Origin of the sequence: Bradyrhizobium sp. (genome assembly GCF_017881085.1) — a bacterium.
GTDB lineage: Bacteria > Pseudomonadota > Alphaproteobacteria > Rhizobiales > Xanthobacteraceae > Bradyrhizobium.
Genome location: NZ_JADGRI010000383.1, coordinates 1 through 4,521 on the forward strand (window position 1 = coordinate 1; position 4,521 = coordinate 4,521).

The 4,521-nt window shown below is 59.7% G+C and carries 4 protein-coding genes and 2 pseudogenes; 4 read left to right on the forward strand and 2 right to left on the reverse strand.

From position 1 onward, the window contains the following. Positions 1-133 (forward strand): annotated as a pseudogene (locus QZ213_RS25015) (IS110 family transposase); the annotation flags it as partial. A gap of 44 nt (positions 134-177) precedes the next feature. Further along, positions 178-456 (forward strand): annotated as a pseudogene (locus tag QZ213_RS25020) (DUF1993 family protein); the annotation flags it as partial. Between the two features lie 67 nt (positions 457-523). Here QZ213_RS25020 and QZ213_RS25025 read toward each other — a convergent pair. Continuing rightward, positions 524-2,320 carry an NAD(P)/FAD-dependent oxidoreductase gene (locus QZ213_RS25025; RefSeq protein ID WP_291688751.1) on the reverse strand — a complete coding sequence of 599 codons (1,797 nt, stop codon included), beginning with the start codon at positions 2,318-2,320 and terminating at the stop codon, positions 524-526. Between the two features lie 503 nt (positions 2,321-2,823). On the opposite strand from QZ213_RS25025, the gene QZ213_RS25030 reads away from it, so the two are divergent. Both QZ213_RS25030 and QZ213_RS25035 read left to right on the forward strand, forming a co-directional pair. Next, positions 2,824-3,159 carry a PRC-barrel domain-containing protein gene (locus QZ213_RS25030; protein ID WP_291688752.1) on the forward strand — a complete coding sequence of 112 codons (336 nt, stop codon included), beginning with the start codon at positions 2,824-2,826 and terminating at the stop codon, positions 3,157-3,159. A gap of 95 nt (positions 3,160-3,254) precedes the next feature. Further along, complete coding sequence (locus QZ213_RS25035) at positions 3,255-4,082, forward strand: universal stress protein (RefSeq protein ID WP_291688753.1); 828 nt, start codon at positions 3,255-3,257, stop codon at positions 4,080-4,082. Positions 4,083-4,323: 241 nt separating this feature from the next. On the opposite strand, the gene QZ213_RS25040 is transcribed toward QZ213_RS25035, so the two are convergent. After that, a partial coding sequence (locus tag QZ213_RS25040; RefSeq protein ID WP_291688754.1) for a hypothetical protein occupies positions 4,324-4,521 on the reverse strand: 198 nt, incomplete at its 5' end.

Below are 4,521 nucleotides of genomic sequence, written 5' to 3' on the forward strand. Positions count from 1 at the left end.
GCTAACGCCATGTCTGGTCGGTATCGAAGCCTGCGCCTCGGCGCACCATTGGTCACGCGAACTTCAGGCACTGGGTCACACCGTGCGGTTGATGCCGCCAGCCTATGTGAAGCCCTACGTCAAGCGGCAGAAGAATCCGCGCTCGTCGGCCGCGATGTCACCTTCAGGCTCGGCGACCGCGCGCTTCCGTTCACGGCGGAAGGCTTCCTGATGTCGTTCTCACTGCCGAACTTCTTTTTCCATGCGAGCACGGCTTACGACATTCTCCGCCACAAGGGCGCGCCGCTTGGAAACCGCGATTTCATGGGCAAGATGAAATTGAAGGGGTGGAGAGAGCAGCCTTTAGCCACGCCGTCACCCGGCAATCGGTCCAGCCGAACGCGAGTGAGGCCGGCCCGATGCGCGCCCGCAATGCCTGAACGAAGCGATTGCAATCGGCTCGCTGCCGGCTGGTAGCGACACGGCATCGTTCGGATCGGCATGGGGCTCGCAACCCGCGAGCCCCGCTGTGTGCTTTGCAACCTCAGGCCTTGTGATAGACGGTTTGCAGGCCATAGACCGGCGTTGGGATGCCCTCGTAGCGCGCCTTCAACTGCAGGGAAAGGAATTGCGAGTAATGGCGCGACTGGTGCAGATTACCGCCGTGGAACCAAAGGCCTTCCTGCTGCGTCGGCTTCCACATGTTGCGCTGTTCACCTTCCCATGGGCCGGGGTCCTTTGTCGTATTCGAGCCGAGACCCCAGACCTTGCCGACCTTGTCGGCCATTTCCTGACTGACGAGATCGGCGACCCAGCCGTTCATCGAGCTGTAGCCGGTGGCGTAGACGATCACGTCGGCCGGCAATTCCTGGCCGTTGTCGAGCCTGATGCCATTGGGTGTGATTTCCTCGACCTGACCCGTGACCAGCTTGATCTTGCCGTCGATGATGAGCTGCGAGGCGCCGATGTCGATGTAGTAGCCGGAGCCGCGGCGCAGATATTTCATGAACAGGCCAGAATCGTCGTCGCCAAAGTCGAGCCGGAAGCCGGCCTTCTCCAGTCCCGCATAGAAACCGGCGTCGTCCTTGCGGATCTTGTCGTAGACCGGCTTCTGGAACTGATTCATGATCTTGTAGGGCAGGGACGCGAAGATCAGATCTGCCTTCGCGGTGGTCATGCCGCCGCGAACGGCGCGCTCGGAATAGAGATCGCCGAGGCTTTCCATCAACGATTCCGAGCGCACGATATGGGTCGTCGAGCGCTGCACCATGGTCACGTCGACGCCGGCCTCATAGAGCGCGGCGCAGATGTCATGCGCGGAATTGTTCGAGCCGATCACGACCACCTTCTTGCCCTTGTAGCCGTCGGGACCGGGATGGCGCGAGGAATGGTGCTGCTCGCCCTTGAAACTGTCCATGCCCTTGAATTTCGGCATGTTCGGCTTGGCCGACATGCCGGTCGCGAACACCAGCTGTTTTGGACGCAGCGTGATCTCCTTGCCATCGCGCTCGACGACGACCATCCATTCCTTTTTGGCTTCGTCCCAATCTGCGTGTTTGGCCGCGGTGCTGGTCCAGTAGTTCAGCTCCATGACTTTGGTGTACATCTCCAGCCAATCGCCGATCTTGTCCTTGGGCGAGAACACCGGCCAGTTCTTGGGAAAGTCGATGTAGGGAAGGTGATCGTACCAGACGGGGTCGTGCAGGCAGAGCGACTTGTAGCGGTTGCGCCAGGAATCACCCGCACGTGCGTTCTTTTCGACGATGATCGTGGGCACACCGAGCTGGCGCAGCCGCGCGCCGAGCGCGATGCCGCCCTGGCCGCCGCCGATGATGAGCACGTTGGGCTGCGTCTCGAAGCCGAGTTTCTCGATTTCTTCGTCGCGCAATTCCTTCCAGGTTTTTGCGCCGGGATTGACGCCATGACGGGCGCCGAGTGGTCGGGTGAAGCCGGCCTTTTCCTCATGGCCCTTTAGCTCGACCATCGTTGTTAGCAGCGTCCATATCTGGCCGTTCTGAAGGCGGATCAGGCCATATCCGCGCGCGACCTCGGTCTCGAACGAGATCCAGGACTCGGTCACGCCGCCAGCTTCGGTTGCTGTCTCACCCTCGGCGATTTTCCAGTTGCGCGGCTTCACGCGCGCGAGGCAATGCGCGAGCATGTCGCGGACCTGATCGCGGCCTTCCATCGTCTTGATGTTCCAGGTGAACGCAACAAGGTCGCGCCAGTAGCATTCCGGAGCGAACATTCCCATGGCGGCGTCGAGATCGCCCGCCACAAGCGCGGCGTCGAATTTGTCGAGAAAAACTTGGACGCGCGCGTTAAGCGTGGTGTCGAGCATCATTTCCTCCCGGGGGTCGTTTTGATTTTTTTCTGCGCAAGTAGCGCAACCTTATCCCAATTATCGAACGAATCCAGACTTGCGCGGTCCGATTTCCCCGTCGGCTTCGGAGCCTCTCAGCACTCGCCCGTAACGACGCTGCTTTGCCCACCGACGTATAAGAGTTCCATTTGCTGCGGTGCATGAGTCCGGAAGTGGCAAAATGCGAAGTGTCGACAGCATCAAGCAATGTCTGAGTTTGGAGGCAAAGCGAAAAACATCTGCTCAGTGCGAGTATTTCGCATTGTGACTCCGGAGCAGACCTCGGCGACCTCTAAACATCTTCTGCGTGACCCGTCTCGGGTTCCTTCCAAAAGCCGAAAGCCAAAGTCTTAAAATAACCTCCAGGTGATGTCACCCAGGGCCGTTGATCCACATCAATTGCCGATGATCCGATTAATGCAAACTTTTTTGTGGGTCTACCGAGCGTGAATGTTCGGTGGCGAAGATGCAGGGAGGTGGCCATGGCTCATACCCTGGTTCCCAGCGATCACGTAGAGACTGCATCGGTCTACGGTCGCGGCGATGAGAAAATCGGCACGATCGAGCGACTGATGCTTGAAAAAAAGAGCGGAACAGTTGCCTACGCGGTCGTGAGATGCGGCGGATTACTCAAAGGTGAGGTACGCCACTATCCGGTGCCTTGGGATTCGCTGAAGTACGATGTGGCGCGTAAGGCCTACACAACCAACCTAACGTTAGAAGAACTTCGGAGCGGCCCATCGGAGCTCGACGGCGAGGCTTTCGACTGGGGCGATCGCTCCGCGACCTATCGCCATCCGCAGTATTGGTCGGTGTAGATCAGCCAACGTGCCGCGAGTATATGCCACTGCCCCAGCAGGAAAGCTGGTCGCGGTGCAGTGCGAACGTGGCTTTGCTTTTGTGGAGCGGCCTTATGTCCTATGCAGCCCTGTTGGTCTATGTCGACGTCGATGGTCTTCCGGAACAAAGGGTTCGAATTGCCTCGGAGCTTGCCGCGAAATTCGATGCAGCGCTGATAGGTTTCTCCGCCCGTGCCGTTCCTCCGCCATTCGTCGCAGAAGAGGCGATCATCGAGTTGACTACGGAAGCTGCTGACATAAAGCAAATGCGCAAGGCGCTGGCAAAGCGAGGAGACTGGTTCCGCAGAATCGTCGGCACGGATCGTCAGGACGTCGAATGGCGAACGACGCTGGATTTGCCGTGCGATGCATTGGCGCGGGAAGCCCGCTGTGCCGATCTCCTCATCATTGGGCAGCAGACTGAGGGCCGCCATGACCATCACCGAACCCTCGATCCGGGTGAGGTGCTTCTCAGGCTAGGCCGGCCCGCGCTGGTTGTTGCGCCGGGCGTCGCCTCGTTGCGGGCCGAACATGTCGTCGTGGCCTGGAAGGATACCCGCGAGGCCCGTCGAGCCGTGCTGGATGCGGTCCCGTTCCTACGTGCCGCCAAGCGCGTTTCGGTCGTCGAAGTCTGCTCCCGGGACGAGGAACGAAATGCGGTAGCCCGGATAGGGGACGTTGTCCGTTATCTGTCGCGGCACCGGATCACTGCAGAGTCTCGGCCAATTCTTCATCGCGACAGGTCTGACGCAGATCATCTGCTCCAGTTTGCCCTGGACGAGGATGCCGACCTGCTGGTGGCCGGCGCCTACGGTCACAGCCGGTTGGGCGAATGGATCTACGGTGGTATGACGCGGGATATTCTCGCCTCAAGCCCCCTTTGCTGCCTCATGTCTCATTAGGTCGCAGGTACCTCGCTGCGGACTATTGCAGCGGCGTCTGCCGCTGAAATTTTGCGAGGATGCTTCATTGCATTCCTCCTCAATGTTGATGGGTTCCATTTCGAACAGGGGCCATGTCTCTTGTGATGCTGTGGACGGCTCCTCCACCGGCACATGGCACATTTCGGACATCACGCGATGTCCGACGTGAGTCCGGAACGCATAGCAAAGCGGACCCCCGTCCAATACCGAATCCATGCGTTCATGCCTTGATGGCCGCCGCGGCTGCGACAAAACAACCCGTCGGGCAGATTTCCGCTTTGATCGCCGGGCAAATCACTTTTAAAGCTCCCGACATCCCGTCCCCAAGGAAGGGGCGTTGGCCATCGTCACGAACGTTGGGACGGGATGCGGTGGACGCGGCGGCGTCGTGCGCGCGATGGGATGGCAGGGCGAGCTT